This window comes from Niabella sp. ZPM-14 (assembly GCF_055693045.2).
Genome location: NZ_CM181148.1, coordinates 768,789 through 788,419 on the forward strand (window position 1 = coordinate 768,789; position 19,631 = coordinate 788,419).

15 protein-coding genes are annotated in these 19,631 nt (G+C 46.5%); 7 read left to right on the forward strand and 8 right to left on the reverse strand.

Annotated elements, in window-relative coordinates; genetic code table 11:
- Positions 1-10 precede the first annotated feature (10 nt).
- On the reverse strand, positions 11-2,215 hold the full coding sequence (locus ACU37H_RS03205) for an alpha/beta hydrolase family protein (protein WP_472702920.1): 2,205 nt from the start codon (positions 2,213-2,215) through the stop codon (positions 11-13).
- A 58-nt stretch (positions 2,216-2,273) separates the two neighbouring features.
- Between ACU37H_RS03205 and ACU37H_RS03210 the strand changes: the two genes are divergently transcribed.
- The 3 genes from ACU37H_RS03210 (at position 2,274) to ACU37H_RS03220 (ending at position 6,262) form a co-directional block, all read left to right on the forward strand.
- Positions 2,274-3,707: a porin gene (locus tag ACU37H_RS03210; RefSeq protein ID WP_472702921.1), complete on the forward strand. Its 1,434-nt coding sequence runs from the start codon at positions 2,274-2,276 to the stop codon at positions 3,705-3,707.
- A 414-nt stretch (positions 3,708-4,121) separates the two neighbouring features.
- Entirely contained in the window at positions 4,122-4,859 is a 738-nt protein-coding gene (bshB1, locus tag ACU37H_RS03215; RefSeq protein WP_472702922.1) for a bacillithiol biosynthesis deacetylase BshB1, read from the forward strand.
- A gap of 320 nt (positions 4,860-5,179) precedes the next feature.
- A complete protein-coding gene (locus tag ACU37H_RS03220; RefSeq protein WP_472702923.1) occupies positions 5,180-6,262 on the forward strand; it encodes a fatty acid desaturase family protein in 1,083 nt (360 codons plus the stop codon).
- A gap of 246 nt (positions 6,263-6,508) precedes the next feature.
- Here the strand turns inward: ACU37H_RS03220 and ACU37H_RS03225 are convergent, their stop codons facing one another.
- Positions 6,509-6,982 carry a hypothetical protein gene (locus ACU37H_RS03225; RefSeq protein WP_472702924.1) on the reverse strand — a complete coding sequence of 158 codons (474 nt, stop codon included), beginning with the start codon at positions 6,980-6,982 and terminating at the stop codon, positions 6,509-6,511.
- A gap of 337 nt (positions 6,983-7,319) precedes the next feature.
- On the opposite strand from ACU37H_RS03225, the gene ACU37H_RS03230 reads away from it, so the two are divergent.
- Together ACU37H_RS03230 and ACU37H_RS03235 are read left to right on the forward strand one after the other, a co-directional pair.
- Positions 7,320-8,855, forward strand: a complete 1,536-nt coding sequence (locus tag ACU37H_RS03230) for an FAD-dependent oxidoreductase (protein ID WP_472702925.1) — start codon at positions 7,320-7,322, stop codon at positions 8,853-8,855.
- Positions 8,856-8,864: 9 nt separating this feature from the next.
- Positions 8,865-9,494, forward strand: a complete 630-nt coding sequence (locus ACU37H_RS03235) for an HD domain-containing protein (protein ID WP_472702926.1) — start codon at positions 8,865-8,867, stop codon at positions 9,492-9,494.
- A 99-nt stretch (positions 9,495-9,593) separates the two neighbouring features.
- Here the strand turns inward: ACU37H_RS03235 and ACU37H_RS03240 are convergent, their stop codons facing one another.
- From ACU37H_RS03240 to ACU37H_RS03265, 6 genes are all read right to left on the reverse strand, one after another.
- The gene (locus ACU37H_RS03240; RefSeq protein WP_472702927.1) at positions 9,594-9,974 is read right to left on the reverse strand and encodes an FtsB family cell division protein; all 381 of its coding nucleotides are present in this window, start codon (positions 9,972-9,974) and stop codon (positions 9,594-9,596) included.
- Between the two features lie 59 nt (positions 9,975-10,033).
- Complete coding sequence (gene eno / locus ACU37H_RS03245) at positions 10,034-11,323, reverse strand: phosphopyruvate hydratase (RefSeq protein WP_472702928.1); 1,290 nt, start codon at positions 11,321-11,323, stop codon at positions 10,034-10,036.
- Positions 11,324-11,452: 129 nt separating this feature from the next.
- Complete coding sequence (folB, locus tag ACU37H_RS03250; protein ID WP_472702929.1) at positions 11,453-11,809, reverse strand: dihydroneopterin aldolase; 357 nt, start codon at positions 11,807-11,809, stop codon at positions 11,453-11,455.
- 409 nt (positions 11,810-12,218) lie between these two features.
- A complete protein-coding gene (gene trxB / locus ACU37H_RS03255; protein WP_472702930.1) occupies positions 12,219-13,163 on the reverse strand; it encodes a thioredoxin-disulfide reductase in 945 nt (314 codons plus the stop codon).
- A 109-nt stretch (positions 13,164-13,272) separates the two neighbouring features.
- Positions 13,273-14,091, reverse strand: coding sequence for a subclass B3 metallo-beta-lactamase (gene bla / locus ACU37H_RS03260; RefSeq protein ID WP_472703327.1), 819 nt, complete (start codon positions 14,089-14,091; stop codon positions 13,273-13,275).
- Positions 14,092-14,305: 214 nt separating this feature from the next.
- Positions 14,306-16,414, reverse strand: a complete 2,109-nt coding sequence (locus ACU37H_RS03265; protein ID WP_472702931.1) for a prolyl oligopeptidase family serine peptidase — start codon at positions 16,412-16,414, stop codon at positions 14,306-14,308.
- 354 nt (positions 16,415-16,768) lie between these two features.
- On the opposite strand from ACU37H_RS03265, the gene ACU37H_RS03270 reads away from it, so the two are divergent.
- Positions 16,769-17,989, forward strand: coding sequence for a 6-phosphofructokinase (locus ACU37H_RS03270; protein ID WP_472702932.1), 1,221 nt, complete (start codon positions 16,769-16,771; stop codon positions 17,987-17,989).
- A 108-nt stretch (positions 17,990-18,097) separates the two neighbouring features.
- Positions 18,098-19,579 (forward strand): pyruvate kinase, encoded by a 1,482-nt coding sequence (pyk, locus tag ACU37H_RS03275; RefSeq protein WP_472702933.1) that lies wholly within the window; start codon positions 18,098-18,100, stop codon positions 19,577-19,579.
- Positions 19,580-19,631 lie beyond the last annotated feature (52 nt).

Genomic DNA, 19,631 nt, shown 5'->3' on the forward strand with positions numbered 1-19,631 from the left:
CCACTCGAGATCATTGATTAAAACCGATCCGGTCGAGGATGATCGCACCCCGAGGTTGTTTATTAAATATGAATTTGATCTGTTGGATTTCATCAGGGCGAAACCGCGAGTCGGACGCGAGAAAGCTGGAAAAAGGCATCTGAACAAACTGGAGCACGCGCTCCACCGGCATGTTCTTTCTCACGTCAGACAGGTAATTCCATTTAGCCAGTTCGGTCTTTAGCAAGGGTGCCATTACATAGAAATCTTTTAAGGTTTTGGTGACCGTACAAGACTTTGTTGTTACTTGTATCGAGAAGTTAATATCATTGATCTCATCACTGTTATTGGTAACAAAAAAGAACAGGCCCCGGGCACTGTCAATAGTCGTATTTCGCAAAGCACTGTCGGACATATTAACGGCATAATAGGGATACCGTTGCTGCGCCTTTTCATAATCCCAGTCCAGAAAAGCGCCGGCGTTTTCCTGGCCAAACTCTTCCCCATTCCTGAGCGGGAGCACTTTCTCCGCCCACTTCTTCAAACCCGCGGTTTCCATCCGGCATCCGGGCATGCTGGCGCTCAACAGGTCCTGGTCCTCTTCGAAATCCGCGAAATATTTAAACGAGTTGTCCTCATATTGATTGATATAGTAGGTGCGCGGCAGAAATGCAAACCCATTGCGGTAGTCTTTCAGCAAAGGCACATATTGTCTTTGCCCCTGAAGCGTCGCGTGTAGAAACGCAGAGATGTACATATCCGCGATCTTTCTTTGATCCTCCCCTTTGAGCAGCGTCGCTGAATTGACAAAATACTGGTTGGGGAACCGCTTATCTTTCACACCCCACGACGTATTGAATTGTCCGTGATTGGCCTTATAGATATACAGGATCGCTTTGAGATAATTTTGCGAAGAATCGAATTTGATCCGGTTGTACATTTTGATACCGGCGCAATAGTACACATCCTGGTCGTGGCTTCCATGGAGCAGCAGGTAGTTGACATTCTTCAACCTCAACGGGAACTCCACTCCCCTTGCCTGGCGGCCTGCGGGCGCAATCTGCACAATGCTTTTAATTGAGAAGTTGAAGTTAAATAAAGTACGGCCATCAAAAGGATAGCGATCTAATTTGTTAAGTGCAAAAGCAATCGCTACGGCATCCGCGCCCCTTGAATGCCCGACGAGGCAAATATTGTCCATATCCACCCTGCCTTCAAACGGGTTGCCGGGCGTAACGTTCCATTGCCGCCAGTATTCCAGGTGTTTTAAGATGAGCCAGGCGCGCGTGTTCATCTCGCCAAACCAAAAATCATCAAACCAGCTTTCATTCAGAAAATTCTCGTCGATCGATACTACGATAAATCCTTTACTGGCCAGCAGTTCGCCCATATATTCATATCCCGGGTCGGAAAAGTCTGTCATCAGGTGATTGCCATGCACAAACACTACCAGGGGAAATTTTCCCTTTTGCTTCGGATACCACACCCGGCCATTCAGCGGAAGACTGTCGATGCCGAACCCCCAATAGGACTTGCGGAAATACGACTTTATGGTAGACAACGGCTGCAGGAAAGAAGAGCCGTCAACGGAAGCAGTCCTGAGAGAAACCCCTTTGCTGTATTCTCGGCGTTGCTTATCCGTGCCGCTTCCATAGAAAAGCCGCTCTACTTCGTACATCCTTTTCTGCATGGGATCGGCCGTCTTTTCAAAAGAAGGCACCCGCTGCTGCCAATAGGCTTTGGAGACGGGGACCGCATGGTTGACGCCTTTGCTCAGGAGCAGGGAAAAAAGGATCACGTTGATGCCTAACGCAAAAAAAAGCAATACCAGCCGCTCTTTCAGATTGGCTTGCGGATTTAAGCCAATGCCTATCAGGATCCCGCAAATCAATTCGAGGAAAATAAAAGGGCGGTTAAACTTTTCATCCGGGAGAATGGCGGTCAATAGAAAAGTGCCGATGACAGCGATCACAATATATTTATTGGTGCGCCGGATAAACCGGTATAAATAATAAGCAACAATGAAAATGGCGAAGGTGATACATAATGATCCGAGCGCTACGAGAATCAGATCTACAACCAACGGCAGGCCCGTTCTTATAACCCCTGTAAAGTATAGAATGCAGATCAATGCGGCCAGCATACTGGCTACCAGCGCTCCTCTTGACGACCTGTTTAGAATTTCGAAACCTTTCTCAATAAATCGTTTAAGCCGTAATTTGGTTTTCTTCAGCATTCGGTATTAGTTGGGGCCTTGATAACATCTTTGTTATGACTAGTAAAATTAGCGGCTCTTGCCGACATTTAAGAAAAACAACAAGCGAATCTTTGCAGACCTGTATTCCCAACCTGTTGAGCCCGAACTACTCATTAACGATAATCGTAATGAAATGTATGGAAGAGCCGTAAATCTCCGCAGGAAATGGGTAATTTTTACTTTCTTTGCGGCCATGCTTTTTAACAAAAACATAATATTGGCAGGCAGCCTGCTCCTTGCGTCCTATGCACAGGCACAGCGCGCGTCTGATACGACGAATAAAGAGAAAACCACTGTTGCGTTTAACGATAAAGGACTGCAGTTTAAGAAGGGAGACGACTTCCTGATGACTTTCCGATTCCGGACACAGCTAAGAGCAGGCTATTTCAGCCGTCTGGATGATAAAAACGAGCCGGGGTTTGAAGCACTGGTGAGAAGAATGAGGCTCCGCTTCGAAGGTTACCTGCTATCACCTGAGCTGGAATACAAGATACAACTGAGCTTTGCCAACCGCGATATGGACCTGGAAAGTGGCGCTCCGCAGGTGGTAAGGGATGCCGTTTTCTATTATACGCCGAATCAAAACTGGTCGTTCGGGCTGGGTCAGACCAAGCTGCCCGGCAACCGCGAGAGGGTGAATTCTTCCGGTGAATTGCAAATGCCCGATCGCTCCATCGCCAATGGTGAGTTTACCGTTGACCGCGACTTTGGAATTTTTGTAGACCGTGATTTCGAGATCCGCAAACATGTGATACAGCTGCGCACCGCCATCTCTACTGGTGAAGGCCGCGGACAACTGAAGACAGATGACGGCCTGGCCTACACGGGTCGCGTTGAGTACATGCCGTTTGGTTACTTTAAAAACAAAGGCGATTATTTCGAAGGGGACCTTGATTTTGAAGAAACACCCAAAGTTTCGCTGGGCTTCACTTACACTAAAAACTTTAAGACCACCCGCACGGGCGGACAACTGGGAAAACCGATGGTGAGCGCTTATGATGAGGATGAAAAACTCTCCGCCAACATCCGTACGATCATGGCTGACGCAGTCTTCAAGTACAGCGGATGGGCGTTCCTGGGTGAGTATTATGACCGGAAAGTGGACGATTTTTCAGTGACCGATTTCAGCGATCGCCCCGAAGACCGACTGACTTTCCTGACCATGCCTGCGGGTACGGCCATCAATCTTCAGGGAAGTAAGATGGTGTCTAAAAAAGACGAAGTGGTGATCCGTTATACACAGGTAAAACCTCACAAAGAACTAACCCCTTACCAGTATCTTTTAAGAACGAAAGCCATCGGCTATTCGCATTATTTCAATAAACACAAGTTTAAAATACAGGGATACCTGGGGCTGGACGATCGAATTGATGACTCTGACGCCCTTGACGCAGTTGATGACTCTGAAGAACTGGACGACCCTTTCGAGAATCGATTAAATGCAATGATCCAGCTGGAGATTGGTATTTAAAGACTTTTATTCAAAGAATGATGTCTTTCTGTTCCTAAATTGAGGAACAAATGCGATTTAATGAACGAGATGATCATCGAAATGAGGAAGTGTTACATACTTCCCGGGAAAGAGTATAATCCGCTTGAGAAAAAAGACCACATCGAAAATTAAAACAGAAAGGATGTTGTCAATAGAAGACGCAAGAGGCATAGAGCAAAATGCTGATTAAAGAACGGCACTTCAATCATTGCAGTCTACGATCGTTGATATACGTGTTGTCTGTTACAGCCTGATTTCAAATCAGGCAAGAATTTATTCTGGCTATTTCCTGTCTTCAAAACTTTTCAGTTGGTGACGGAATAAATGCTGCTAAATCAAACCTTTCCGCTATCTTTTTGTTTCTAATTACCTGCTAAAAGCAAATACCTTTTCATGAAACTAGATATACTCGCTATTGGCGTGCATCCCGACGATGTGGAACTGGGTTGTGCGGGCACGCTGCTCAAGGAAATCAAAAACGGTAAAAAAGCCGGCATTATCGATCTGACGCAGGGCGAACTGGGAACGCGTGGCACGATCGAGACCCGCTATGCCGAAGCGGCAGCAGCGGCTGAGATACTGGGCGTGTCCGTCCGTGAGAACCTTAAAATGAGGGACGGTTTTTTCAAAAATGATGAAGCGCATCAACTGGTGCTCATCCAGGCTATCCGTAAATACCGCCCGGATATCATTTTAGGCAATGTGCTGACCGACCGTCACCCGGACCACGGGCGCGCCGGAAATCTGATCAATGACGCTTGCTTTCTTTCGGGTTTGGCAAAGATCGTCACTACCGATGAAGAGGGACGTCCCCAGGAAAAATGGCGGCCCCGCTACTTTTTACAATATATGCAGGATTGGTATCACGAACCTCAACTATTGGTCGATGTAAGCGACGAAGTGTCCCTAAAAATGAAGGCAATCGAAGCTTACGCTACGCAATTCCATACCAGCGAAAGCGAAGCGGACGGCCCGCAAACCTATATATCAACGCCCGATTTCAAAGAAAGCTTGCTGGCGAGAATGCGTATGATGGGGAAAAGAATCGGCGTAAAATATGCGGAAGCCTACATGACCCAGAAACAAATAGGAATCAATAGCCTGGACGCGCTTATCTTAAACGAAACATAAGGTTTTCTTCAGCAAGGAGACCGGAAAACTGCATTTTAATTACAGCCCCGGAAGCAACGCCATCACAGCGTTAACGACGGATCGATCTACGGTGGTAAAACAGCCCTCCCTGGAAGGTCAGGGCAAACGCCCCAGAGGGCCTGGTCAAATCGTCCCGGTCTGACCAGTTACCGGGCTATTTGAGCAGCCATGATGGACGAATTATACGCCCGCCCCGCCTGAAAGAGCAGGTATTTTTTCAAGAGTTTTACATTTTTTTTACCTTCGCGCCCATCCGAAATGGTTACCTTTGCAACCTTAATAATAAAGAATATCAATTAATGTCTATACCCAAGTTTGCCACACCTCCCGCTCCGTCGTTCCATACCGTTTTAAAAACGCGTATCAACGACTACTTTAAACAGCAAGGGAAACCTGGTACAGGCAATATCCGGCTTTATTCTAAAGCGCTGTTCCTGGTAGTGGGCTTTATCGCCTTGTATGTTCACCTGGTGTTTTTCACACCTGCGCCGGGATGGGCGATCTTTGAGTGCTTACTTTTAAGTCTTTTCACATCGGCCATCGGCTTTAATATCATGCACGACGGTGCACATGGCAGCTTCAGTAGCAAGCCCTGGGTGAATACCATCGCCGCTTCATCGTTGAATTTTTTAGGCGCCAACACCTTTATGTGGAAAATGAAACATAACGTGATCCACCACGCCTATACCAACATTGATGGGATCGACGATGACCTGGACGCGAAACCCTTTCTCAGACTTTGTGAAACTCAGAAATATTACAAGTTCCACAAGTACCAGCATCTGTATTTCTGGATGGCGTATTCTTTATTGTACCTGTTCTGGATCTTCTTTTCTGATTATAAAAAATATTTCACCAAAAAGGTGGGAGATATTCCGCTGAAAAAAATGACGACTAAAGACCAGATCGTTTTCTGGGGCTTTAAGATCTTACACCTGGTACTTTTTGTGGTAATACCGATCATCACTGTGGGCGCAAAAGCATGGGCCATCGGCTTTGTGAGTTACGGGCTATTCGCAGGATTTGTCCTGAGTATTGTGTTCCAGCTCGCACATACGGTTGAGCATACGCACTTCCCTGTACCCAATGCGGACACCAACAAGATCGATGATGAATGGGCCATACACCAGTTAAAAACAACTGCGAACTTTGCTACGAAAAACCGGCTGGCCTGCTGGTTTATGGGCGGCCTCAACTTCCAGGTAGAACATCACCTTTTCCCGAAGATCTCCCATATTCATTACCCCAGGATCAATAAGATCATCAAGAGCACCTGCAAAGAGTTTAACGTAAGTTATATCGAATACAACAAGGTGAAAGATGCGGTAATTTCGCATGTGTCCTACCTGAAGCAGTTAAGTGTTCCCCAATTGAGTCATTAAGCTTCTTACAAACAACGCTCAGGAAGAGCCGATCCCTGAAATAAGGTAATGGAGGGAATAGTGGGTGTCGGTTTTTGAGGGTTAACAACGGCCTGTTATTTAAAGAAAAGCGACTGATTGCTCAGTCGCACTTCATTTTGAAACCGAAACCAGAATTTTCGTGACACGAGCGTTTCCGGCGCACGCTGTAAAAAGACAAAATTGCTGCCAGTAAAAGGCGGCTGCTTTATTAGTCCGCGCTTCCGCTTATTTCCAGAGGTGCATTTTCTTTTTCTTCCCTTTCGACACCAAAGTCAGCAGCAGGCCCAACAATGCTGCCCCGGCGGCGATATATAACCATTGTTCACGGGTAGGCCCGCCCTTTTTCATAAAATGCTTCTGCTTTTGAATATCCGTAACGCGGCGAATGAATTCAGAAACGTTTCCGTTGTCATACATCCCGTATGCGTCTATCAATGTTCCTTTCTGCCCGTCATAAGCGCTCAGCAGATACAGGATGGAGTTATCGGCAGGATCGCTCTCTCCTTCAAACCGGTAAAAATTATCGACCATAACCTCTTCAGGGTCATAATAGGTGTCTTTGCCATCCCATAACATCCCATTGCTCTGAACATTAAAATTCAGTGTATATCCTTTTTCGACAGCGTGATTGGTCGCTGAAGACAACGTGGTCATTTTCTGCGAAGAGGTTTCTTCTTTCAACGTCTTATCTGTTTTCATTGTATGAGGTTTTAATAAATGGGTTGTGGTTATCCTGATTCGTTTGGCAGCACGCCCCGTGTTTACGCTTTCGAGTTTGACGGCGCACTTTGTGTAGCTATATGGCAAAAATGTTGCCGGAGTAAAGGCGATGGCTATACATATTTTTTTGTGGAATAAAAATATTTACAGCTCCGGCCGCAACCCCTGAGCATATTTCTACACGTAGTGGCGACAAAATTACCCAGCGCTCAATTGTTTATTTCGGCCGTTCGTCCCGCTGGTATAATGTTTGGTCCTTTCCCGATAGTTGCCTGGCGGTCCCGCCAGGATAAATGAACCCCTAAAACGTTTAACTATGCAAAGAGACGGCGCCAGAAAAAGCCTTTGGCAACAGGAGGTGAAAACATTCGACCTGCCTGGCATGTCGGAATTATACGACGTAGCGATTGTTGGTGGCGGTATTACCGGGTATTCCTGCGCCATCAAGCTGCAGGAGGCCGGACAGAAATGTATCCTGATTGAAGCTTCCAATTCAGGATTCGGCACCACGGGCGGAACGACCGCTCACATCAACACCTTTTTTGACGCTACCTACGACCAGGTCATCAGTGATTTCGGGACGGAAGGTGCACAGCAGCTGGCACGTGCCGGTCATCAGGCTTTAAAAGACATCAAAGAAAATATCAGTAACTACCAGATCCGTTGCGAATTCAGTGAGCATCCCGGCTACCTGATGGCGCTGGATGATCAACAAGCCCGGATGCTGGAAAAAATATGGGAAGCATCCAATCAAGTAGGTATAGAGATGGCCTACACAGAGGAATGCCCCTTTCCCATCCCATTTGTGAAAGCGGTAAAAACGGAACTACAGGGGCAGTTCCACCCCTTGAAATATATCGGTGGACTCGCAACGGCTTTTGTTGAACGGGGTGGTCATATCGCAGATGGCTGCCGTGTGACCGGTACCGATGATTCTTACAATGATCTTGTCGTTAACACCTCGTCCGGACCGATCATCGCCCGGAAACTGATCTACGCTACACATACCCCTCCGGGCGTTAATATTCTTCATTTCCGTAACGCTCCTTACCGCAGTTACGCCTTAGCAGCAAAGTTAAAAGGATTTTATCCGCAAGCGCTGGGCTACGACCTCGAAGAGCCTTATCATTACTACCGTTCGCAGGTGATCGATGGTAAGACCTTCCTGATTGCCGGCGGTGAGGACCATAAAACGGGACATGAGGAGGACACAGGCACACGCTTTACGGCACTGGAGCATCATGTTCGTGAGCGTTTTGACGTCGATACCGTCGAATACAGCTGGTCCAGCCAGTATTATGAATCTGCCGACGGGCTTCCTTATATTGGTCATTTGCCGGGTGCCGACGAAAGGATCTTTGTGGCCACCGGATATACGGGCAATGGCATGACCTATGGTACGATAGCAGGGCGCATACTCGCCGATCTCATCGTCACCGGGCAAAGTGATTATGCGCAGCTTTTCAGCCCTTCGCGTGTTAAGCCCATAGCCGGCTTCAGCAATTTTGTGAAGGAAGGAGCAGACGTGGTCGCGACATTTGTGAAAGACAAAGTGTTTACGGAAAAGCTGCAGTCACTGGCAGATCTTACTACCGGTGAAGCGAAGACGATTAAATATGAAGGGGCGCTCTACGCCATGTATAAAGACGAACGAGGCAGGGTTCATGCGGTAAACAGCACTTGTCCTCACACCAAATGTAATGTACATTGGAACGGGGCGGAAAAAACCTGGGATTGCCCCTGCCACGGATCGCGGTTCGGACTGAACGGCCGGATGCTGACGGCACCGGCAGTTTCCGACCTGGAGCGGATCAATTTTATAGAAGACGATCCCGAAGAAGAAGGTTTTTAAAAGCCCTTGTTGTACCTCAAAAGAGACTTACACGATGTAATGGCCAGCCAGGAAGAAATCATAACCGCGATCACTGTGTTTGCGGATAATGCTCACGGTCAGCAAACCCGGAAATATACGCCTGACCGGTATATCGTGCATCCGGTGAGGGTGATGAACACCTGCAGGCAATATACTAATGATATTTCAATACTGTCTGCCGCATTGCTGCACGATGTCCTCGAAGATACAGAAACGACAGACGCGCAGATCAGCGATTTCCTGGGAAGCTATTTATCGCCGGAAGAGGTCCGGAAAAGCCTGAAGCTGGTAATCGAACTAACGGATGTATATGTAAAAAAAGATTATCCGCATCTGAACCGCTATAAAAGAAAACGGATGGAGCTGAAACGTATTGCAGCGACCAGTAGCGAAGCGCAGACGATCAAGTATGCGGACATCATCGATAATTGTAATGAAATTGTGGAGCACGATCCGGATTTTGCTAAACGGTATTTAGAGGAATGCCGCGATATCTTGCACACGGCCGATCGTGGCAATATCTCCCTGCGGGGCATAGCGATGGAAACCGTGGCAGCAGGTCTAAACAGGATGAAGCATCAGCCGCGATCAGAAACAAATGGTCAGAAGCGCGTATGATAGAGACGACGCAACGAAGGCCTGGAAGAAAACAAAGTAGGATGCCATAGAAAATGCCAGGCTTTAAGCCTGGCATTATATCATCGATAAATGATCTGATTACTGTTTAATGGATTGAGACTTATCTTCTGTTACAAAGATATCTTCGTTTTCCCGCTTCATCAGGTACTTTTCCCTGGCCAGCTTTTCGATTACCACAGGATCTGTCTCTAACTCAGATTTTATTTTTCTAAGCTCGGAAAGTTCCTGCTGATAATGCTCCTTGCTCTGGTTGAGGTTTTTCAACTCTTCCCTTCGCTCCATCGTAGTAATGAGATCATTCTTGTCTAAGAATAACATCACTCCAAGGAAGGCCACTGATGTGATAAAGTACTTATTGGTAAGAAAACGAGACACCCGGCTCAGCGCTTTCCGCTTCCGCGGCGGCGCTGCCTGAATAACAGGTTCCTTTTCCGAAACAAAGTCTACAAATTCTTCCATGGTATCAATTAATAGTTAATAATCCCCAGTTCATCAGTGAACCATCAACTATTTACTTTTTATTTACCAAATTTAATCTTTCCGGCAGGATAAATGGCGCTCTCGCCCAATAATTCTTCGATCCTGATCAATTGGTTGTATTTCGCGATCCTGTCAGTACGGCTGGCGGAACCGGTTTTGATTTGTCCGCAGTTCAGTGCCACAGCCAGATCCGCGATGGTAGTATCTTCTGTCTCACCACTGCGATGGCTCATGATAGTGTTGTATCCATTATGCTGAGCCAGGGTAACGGCGTTGATGGTTTCGGTAATCGTACCGATCTGGTTTACCTTCACCAGCAATCCGTTTGCTGTATTGCTGTCAATACCTTGCTGCAGGCGCTCTACGTTGGTTACAAACAGATCATCACCTACCAGCTGACATTTGCTGCCGATAGTTTCTGTAAGCATTTTCCAACCTTTCCAATCATCTTCTGCCATACCATCTTCGATGCTGGCAATCGGGTATTTTTTCACCCAGCTTTCCCAGTATTGAACGAGCTCTTCGCTGCTCATGGTCTTACCGGAGCTTTTATGGAACACATATTTTTTCTTTTTCGCGTCCCACAGTTCGCTGTTCGCAGCGTCCATAGCGATCACGATTTGTGAACCAGCTTTGTAACCCGCTGCTCCAATGGCGTCCAGTACGGTTTCTATCGCTTCTTCGTTGCTTTGGATATTAGGTGCGAAACCGCCTTCATCACCAACGTTTGTGCTATATCCTTTCTTCTTTAATACAGATTTCAATGCATGGAAGATCTCAACGCCCCAACGCAGCCCTTCACTGAAAGTAGACGCGCCAACAGGCATGATCATAAACTCCTGGAAATCGATTTTATTATCGGCGTGCGCACCACCATTCAGAATGTTCATCATGGGGATAGGCAATGTTTTAGCATTGGTACCGCCGATATAGCGATACAGGGGCAAGCCTGCTTCTTCAGCTGCTGCCTTTGCTGCCGCCATACTCACGGCTAACAGCGCGTTAGCGCCCAGCTTGCCTTTGTTAGGAGTACCGTCTAACTGGATCATCAGCTGATCGATTCCTGTCTGATCTGCTACATCGTAACCCAGTAATGCAGGAGCAATCACAGTGTTTACGTTTTTTACCGCTTTTAAAGTTCCTTTACCCAAATACTTTTTCTTATCGCCGTCGCGAAGCTCAACCGCTTCGTGAATACCGGTGCTGGCTCCGCTTGGAACAGCGGCACGGCCTAATGCACCTTCGTCGGTGATAACATCCACTTCGATCGTGGGGTTACCACGGCTATCTAAAATTTGTCTGGCAAAAACCTCTGAAATGTAACTCATGAATTATCTGTTTAAGATGTAATTTTTCAATTTGAGCCGCAATTTAATTAATACTTTGCGTATCTAATACACAAATCATTAAAAAATTAAGTCACAACTGTGGAAAATGCGAAAGTTTTCTGCAGACGATCAATAGGTTTGTTCCAGCTCTACCCCTATCCTCCCCTGGAAATGGGTGAGCGGCATTTGCAGCTTATATAAGCTCATCCTGAGCTGAAGGATCTGCGGAAACTGCGCTTTCAGTTTCGCGGCCAGCTCCGACAAAAAGTTTTCGAGCAGCTCGCGGGGTTGCAGCATTTCGTTCTTAGCCAGCTCATAAACGGTAGCGTAATTGATCGTCTCCCCGATATCAGTGATGACGGCCGCTTTTGAACGGAAGCCCACCGCGATATTTAGTTCAAACTCGTTGCCTAACTTTTTTTCCTCCTCGTACATGCCATGATAAGCGAAGAACTGCAGTTTTTCGAGATGTAGGGTAATGAGCATTATTGGGTAAGATTATAGTTTGCGACCAGTATTGATGCGAAACTGGTTCATAATTTTTCCGGCTTTTTAGTCATATCGAAGAGTGAGCCTTTCAAGGGTTATTCCATCCCCCGTCAGGCTCTTATTCTTACGCTCCTGCCTTCATCGTCTTCGACACTCGCAAGTTAAAATTAAAAAAGTTCCCGGATCAGGAACTTTCTATGAAGTCCGGTCAGACGGGGACCGTCAGACCGGGTTTTACTACAATGATAGTCAGACCAGAAGACCGCCAGGAATGATGAATCAAATAACGGTCAGACGCGGACTGTCGGACCGGGTTTTACTACAATGATGGCCAGACCAGAAGACCGCCGGGACTGATGAATCAGATAACGGTCAGACGCGGACTGTCGGACCGGGGGTGTAGTGCTTACAGGCCTTTTTCTCCCAGATACCTTTCCGCATCTAACGCGGCCATACAACCGCTTCCGGCCGCTGTAACCGCCTGGCGATAGATCTTGTCCTGCACATCACCTGCGGCGAAAACGCCAGCGATATTGGTCTTGGAAGTACCCGGAATGGTTTTAATGTAGCCGGTTTCATCCATATCAAGGAAATCTTTGAAGATATCTGAATTAGGCTGGTGCCCGATCGCTACAAAAAAGGCGCTAACAGGAATTTCGCTTACTTCCTGTGTTTGATTGTTGCGCACCCGAACGCCGGTCACTTTGTTATCTCCTAATATTTCTTCGGTTTCCGTGTTGAAATAGACCTTGATATTAGGCGTATTGAACACGCGGTCCTGCATGATCTTACTGGCCCGCATTTCATCCTTCCGTACCAACATGTGTACATTGGTTACGATCTTTGAAAGATACAGCGCTTCTTCCGCAGCGGTGTCTCCCGCTCCCACAATGGCCGCTTCTTTTCCCTTGAAGAAAAATCCGTCACAAACCGCACAGGCGCTCACGCCAAATCCGTTCAGCTTTTCTTCGCTGGGCAGGCCCAGCCATTTTGCTGACGCTCCGGTGGAGATGATCACAGCGTCTGCCTCTATTAATTTTTCGTCATCGATCCATACTTTATGCGGATGACCGGAAAAGTCAACCTTCGTGGCAAGTCCGTAACGGATATCGGCACCCATACGTTTTGCCTGTTTTTCAAAATCGATCATCATTTCCGGGCCCTGCACACCATCCGCGTAGCCGGGATAGTTTTCCACTTCGGTAGTGATCGTCAACTGTCCGCCGGGTTGTATGCCCTGGTATAATACGGGCTTCAGGTTGGCACGGGCCGCATAAATAGCCGCTGTGTAACCTGCGGGTCCTGATCCTATAATTAAACAATGAACTCTTTCTACAGTCTCGTCTGCCATATATAATTTGATTTGAATAAATACAAAAATAGAGGGAAAAGGTTTAGCCAGTACGGCTAAACGATAATTTAAGAGCAATGCTCCGGACAAAGCCAGGTGGTTCGACCCGTTATTTATGCTTTTTGAATGCTGCTTCTGCGCTTTCTATTGCCGCCCTGTAGCCTGCGCGATCGGCAAAGACCTGTGGATGATACGCATCGCCCGGACGATGTTTGGCCTGCAGATCAAACTGGCTGGCATGCGCAGCGACCCACAAATCGAACCGGATATCTTTCATGGCTTTCAGCGTATAAGCATAGTCTTTCCTGATATCAGGATAAGCAGGAATTTCAGCAAACCCCTTGTCAGTAACGATCGTGGGGATGTTAGCGATGAGCACTTTGTAGGTCCTGGCGGAATCTTTTACGTCTAACAGGTAACTGCACGAGCCTTTGGTATGACCCGGATGATGCAACAGTGTCAGTTTCGCATCGCCCAGCGTGACCACATCCCTATCTTTTAATAAACGGTCGGGCACAATCGGTTCAAAGGCAACACCCATATAACCGAACGCGTAATCCGACTTTCCGCCGTCCTTTAACACCTGCACGTCTCCGGCAGCTGCATAAAACCGAGCACCGGTTTCTTTCCGGATCGCGGCGAGCGCACCTACATGGTCGTAGTGTGCCTGGTTAGTGAGCAAGATCTTGATATCCTTATAACGGAAGCCCAGCGCTTCTATGTTCTGTTGGATCTGCACCCGCGAATCGGCCAGACCGGTATTGATCAGTATAAGTCCCTTGTCCGTCGTCACCAGGTAACAAGCCAGATCGTAAGTACCTACATAATATAAATTTCCGGCGATGCGGAAGGGCTTGAAGGGCTGCGACCATTCCTCAGGATTATTTTGGGGTTCAACTGCGGTCTGGGCCTGCAGTGACAACAACATTAACAACGCGGCAAAAAGGCTTAGAGTTTTTTTCACAAAAAAGGTTTATTAAAATAATAATACAAATACTGACGACAAACGCTTCATGGTTAGAAAAGGAGCGTACAAAATACGCTCCTTCAAGTTACTTTTCTGGTATCGATGTATTACGTCATACACCGCCTCCCTATTTATATCCAGGATTCGAATATACCGAACTGTTCACTGCTCATGATCATTCCTCATATTTCATTCCCAGGTTATACATCGTAAAGGCCCAGATATCAGCGGCTTCTTCAATCACTTTGCTGGTGGGCTTTCCGGCGCCATGCCCCGCATTCGTTTCGATGCGAATCAATACCGGGTTTTCACCCTTATGATATTCCTGTAATCTTGCCGCAAACTTGAACGAGTGGGCAGGAACCACGCGATCGTCGTGATCTCCCGTAGTAACAATGGTAGCGGGATATGACGTTCCTTTTTTGAGGTTGTGGTAAGGAGAATACTTGTACAGGTAGGGAAAATACTTAGCAGAGTCCGAGCTGCCATACTCTACTGCCCAACCCCATCCAACAGTGAACTTGTGGTAGCGCAACATATCTAACACGCCCACCTGCGGGATGGCTACTTTGAAAAGGTCAGGCCGTTGCGTCATGGCAGCGCCTACCAGCAGACCACCATTGCTGCCTCCGCGGATGGCGATCTTTTGATTGTTGGTGTATTTGTTTTTAATCAGGTATTCGGCCGCTCCGATGAAGTCATCAAACACATTCTGCTTGTTCAACAACATGCCGGCCTTATGCCAATCTTCTCCGTACTCATTACCGCCGCGCAGGTTCACCACTACGTACATACCTCCCTGCTCTACAAAAAAAGCATTGCTCACACTGAAGCCAGGTGTCATAGGAATGTTGAAACCGCCATAGCCATACAGCAACACAGGATTATTACCATCCTTCTTTAACCCCTTTTTATGCGTTACGAACATCGGCACCTTAGTTCCGTCTTTACTGGTAAAGAACAACTGCTCCGTAACGATATCGTCGGTGCTCATATTGATCTCCGTTTTCTTATACAATTCAGATTTGCCGCTCGCAATATCGTACCGGTAAATAGAAGGCGGTGTCGCAAAAGAGGAATAGCTATAGAAAAACTCCTTATCATCTTTTTCTGCTCCAAACCCGCCAGCAGAGCCTATTCCAGGCAATTTGATCTCGCGGATCTTCTGGCCTTTATAATCATATTGATAAATGCGGCTGGACGCGTCTTTAAGATAGCTGGTAAATAAGTTGCCACCACCAGTACCTACTCCGAGTAATACTTCTTTTTGTTCAGGAATAATAGTCTTCCAGTTTTCACGCGCCGGATTTTTCGGATCTACGATCACGACGCGGTAATTCGGCGCCTGGTAGTTAGTTTTCAGCAGCAATTTATCGCCGTCATTTTCCACTACATCAGACTCCGTATCGAATCCTTTTACCAACAATTGAAACGTCGTTTGCGAAGGGTCTTTCAAATCGCGATACCAGAGTTCTCCGCCACTCGTGCCTTCTGAAATATTTAGAATTAAAAACCGCTCATCTTCTGTGAGGCCGCAGCCGAAGTATCTTTTGGGATGTTCCTTGTCTTCATAGATCAGCTGATCCTGGCTTTGCGGCGTTCCGATTTTGTGATAATATACTTTTTGAAACTCGTTGGCCTTGCTCAGTTTCAGCTTTTCATCGGGTTGATCATACGCGCTGTAATAAAAGCCGTCTTCTCCTTTCCACGCGGCGCCTCCAAACTTGGTCCACTCTATTTTGTCGCTCAGCAACTTTTTACTTTCGACGTCCATCACGAAGATTTCTGTCCAGTCGCTGCCCGCTTTTGAAATGGAATAGGCCAGCAATTTGCCCGACTTGCTAAAAGAGATTCCACTTAAAGCCACAATACCCTCAGCGCTTAATGTATTGGGATCGATGAACACTTCAGGAGCAGTATCCAGATCTTTGCTACGATACATAACGGATTGATTTTGCAGGCCGTCATTCTTGAAGAAATAATACCAGTCACCCTTTTTAAAAGGCGCACCAAACTTGGGATAGTTCCAGAGCTTTTCAAGCCGCTGTTCGATCTGTTGCCGGAACGGGATTCCGGCCAGGTAGGCATCGGTCACTTTGTTTTGCTCGATCACCCATTGTTTGGTAGCTGCTGCATTATCATCTTCCAGCCAGCGATACGGATCTTCTACCTTCGTTCCGAAATAATCATCGGTCACTATTTTCTTTTCTGTCTCGGGATATTGGATTTGCGCTTGTATTTCCATTGTTGTAAAAATCGCGATAAGCGGTAAAAGTTGTTTCATTCGTATATTTTTTTGTTTGTCCGCCGCGGCAGACGTTTTTGGTTGAATGCCTGCCCCGTGCCGGTTCAGACGGATAACACCTGATATATATTTATATCTGTATGTGAGAATCACACGGGCGTTTCATCCGTACATTATTTAATTTTTTGATTGCGCCGGATAACCGCCCGGCAATGAAAAAACTCATTTTATCCCGATGGTCTCATGAAGTTTTTGTTAATTACGCTTTCAAATGTATTGTATATCTTCAATAAATCGATTACCGGCCATCAAATTCTGAAAACAATCAAAGTGTTTTACGCACACAATGGTATTTTTAATATATTTGGAGCTTACAATTTATAAAACCCAATTATGCAACAAAGTATTTTGATTCTCGCTGCCGGTGGGCCCGCACCCGGCATTAACACAGTAATTAGCTCTGTATCGAAGATTTTTTTAAAAGGCGGATATAAAGTAATTGGCCTTCACGATGGTTACAAAAACCTGTTTACCGGAAACGCGTCGACACTTGATATAGATTTTGAAACTGCCGATACGGCTTTAACCCGCGGTGGTTCTATCTTACGGATGAGCCGCTACAAACCTAAAAACGAAGAGTTCACTACTGACTTTTTCGTGAATAATAATGTAAAATTGTTAGTGACGATCGGTGGTGATGATACCGCTTCAACAGCCAACCGAATCTCACAATTCCTGACAGAAAATAAATTCCCGGTTCAGAACATCCACGTTCCTAAAACTATTGACAACGATCTTCCGCTGCCGGACAACCAACCGACTTTTGGCTACCAAAGTGCTACTGAAGAAGGCGTGAGGATCACGAAAACCGTTTATGAAGATGCCAAGACATCTGCAAACTGGTTTGTGGTTTCTGCCATGGGACGCGAAGCAGGTCACCTCGCTTTCAGCATTGGTACTTCCTGCCATCTGCCCATGATCGTGATGCCTGAAATGTTCACCAAGGCGGCGCTGAACTTTGACAACATCACGAAGCTGATCGTGTCGGCTATCCTAAAAAGAAAGATCCTCGGCATCAGTTACGGTGTAGCGATCGTGAGTGAAGGTATCTTCCACTTTATGACCGACGAGGTGATCAAAGAATCGGGCGTGCAATTCACGTACGACGCACATGGCCATCCGGAATTGGGCAATGTAAGTAAAGCACATATATATAATGTATTGCTGCAAAATAAATTAAAAGAGTTAGGTCTGGACATCAAATGCCGTCCGGTAGAGCTGGGTTACGAACTTCGTTGCTTACCTCCTGCTGCGTTCGATCTTCAGTATTGCACCATGTTAGGTACCGGCGTTAAAAAATTATTTGACCAGGGTCTGACAGGTTGTGTGGTAACGGTGAACAATAAAGGAGAAGTAAATCCGTTGTTCCTTAAAGATGTAACCGGCGAAAATGGCAAAGTTAAAACCCGACTGGTGAACATTGAAGATGCAAAAACGAAAATGGTGATCGAAGACAACCTGCAATACTTAACCGAAGACGATGTAGAAGCAGCAAAACAATTTGTAAGCAATCCCGAAGAGTTCGTATTTTCGACCATCCTCAACTGGAAATAAGGTAACTTTAAACTTATCATAAAGAGCTGCTCCGTGCGGCTCTTATGCTTTTACATAAACATCATTTTTAGGTTTATCAGAAAGTATCAATCAATTACAAAAAATATTATGGCTAAAAAATTAGCATCGAAAAAAGCCGCTGCCAAAGCGGATGAAACGTTTGCAAGGACCAAGATCGTTGCCACCGTAGGCCCTGCCTGTAATACGTACGAAAAACTGGCAGACCTTGTAAGAGCGGGTGTGAATGTGTTCCGGCTCAACTTTTCTCACGGGGAGCACGACGAGAAAAAGAAGATCATAGAGTACATCCGGGCGATTAATAAAGAACATAAAACTCACGTGGCAATCCTGGGTGACCTGCAGGGCCCTAAGCTGCGCGTAGGTGAAATAGAAGGTGGTGGCATGCCCGTAAGCCCTGGCGACAAATTTATTTTTACCAGCCAGAAGATCATCGGCAATAAAGAAAAGCTGTACATCCATTACCCCAACTTTCACAAGGACGTGAAAGTGGGTAACAAGATCATGATCGATGATGGAAAGCTGGAAGTGATCGTTAAAAAGATACTGCCTAACAACGATGTTCAGGTGGAAGTGTTGCTGGGCGGATATATTTCCTCCAAAAAAGGAGTAAACCTTCCTGATACCAAGATCTCTTTACCTGCACTTACCCCGAAGGATCTGAAAGACCTGGATTTCATCATTAAAGAACAGCTGGATTGGGTCGCCCTGAGCTTTGTTCGTCAGACGGAAGATATCCTGAAGCTTAGAAAAATCCTGGATAAAAATAAGAGCAAGACCAAGGTTATCGCTAAAATTGAAATGCCTGAAGCGATTCCAAATATCCGCGACATCATCAATGCTTCGGATGGTATCATGATCGCCCGTGGCGACCTGGGTGTGGAGCTTCCGGTAGAGAAAGTACCTTTGATCCAGAAGAACATCATCAAGAAATGTATTCACCGTGCGAAGCCTGTTATCGTGGCTACGCAGATGATGGAAAGCATGATCGACCGTACGAAGCCCAACCGCAGTGAGATCACGGATGTGGCAAATGCGGTACTGGAAGGAACGGACGCAGTGATGCTGAGCGGAGAAACCGCAACCGGTTTACATCCGACGCTGGTAGTAGAAACCATGCGCAAGATCATCCTGGAAATTGAAAAGACTGAATACAATTATGACCTGGATGAGGTGTTGCAGCCACAGCCTCACTCCCCTACCCTCACGAGTGACGCCGTTTGTTACAACGCCTGCAACCTGGCAAAAGATGTGGCAGCCAATGCATTGATCGGTATGACACAAAGTGGTTACACGGGTTTCATGTTGAGCAGCTATCGTCCAAAAGTGCCTTTGTACATTTTCACGAAACATCAAAGCCTGATCAATCAAATGAGCCTCGCCTGGGGTGTTCGCGCGTTTCTTTACGACGACGACGAAAGACAACTGGATACGATCTTCTCTGACCAGATCAACATCCTGAAGAAAAATGCGTTCCTGCAGAAAGGTGATATCGCGGTAAGTACAGGCAGCACGCCGGTGCACCTGAAAATTCCTACCAATACTATTAAGATCACGAAAATAGAGGACTAATTCAGACCTTTTAAAAAGCACAAAAGCTATACAGCGATTTACGCCGTATAGC